Raw genomic sequence first — 479 nt, forward strand, 5'->3', positions numbered from 1 at the left:
GTGATGGACCTGCTCGCGACCGTCGACATGCACGGCATCCAGACGAGCGGCAACTGCATCCGCAACATCTCGTGCGACGAGCGCGCGGGCGTCGCGCCCGACGAAATCGCCGATCCGCGGCCGTTCGCCGAAGTGATGCGCCAATGGACGACGCTGCATCCCGAATTCGCGTTCCTGCCGCGCAAGTTCAAGATCGCGATCACGGGCGCGGCCGACGATCGCGCGGCGACCGACTGGCACGATGTCGGCTTAAGGCTCGTGCGCGACGCGGCGGGCGAACTCGGCTTTCGCGTGGGCGTCGGCGGCGGCATGGGGCGCACGCCGATGACGGCCACGCTCGTGCGCGCATTCGTGCCGTGGCGGCACGTGATGAACTACATCGAGGCGATCGTGCGCGTGTACAACCGCTACGGCCGCCGCGACAACAGGTACAAGGCGCGCATCAAGATCCTCGTGAAGGCCGAGGGCCAGCGCTACAT

1 pseudogene is annotated in these 479 nt (G+C 67.6%); it reads left to right on the forward strand.

The annotated features are described in order from the left end of the window. Positions 1-479 (forward strand): annotated as a pseudogene (locus J5M67_RS28185) (nitrite/sulfite reductase); the annotation flags it as partial.

The sequence above is a fragment of the Pseudomonas sp. 30_B genome, from assembly GCF_017491605.1.
GTDB lineage: Bacteria > Pseudomonadota > Gammaproteobacteria > Pseudomonadales > Pseudomonadaceae > Pseudomonas.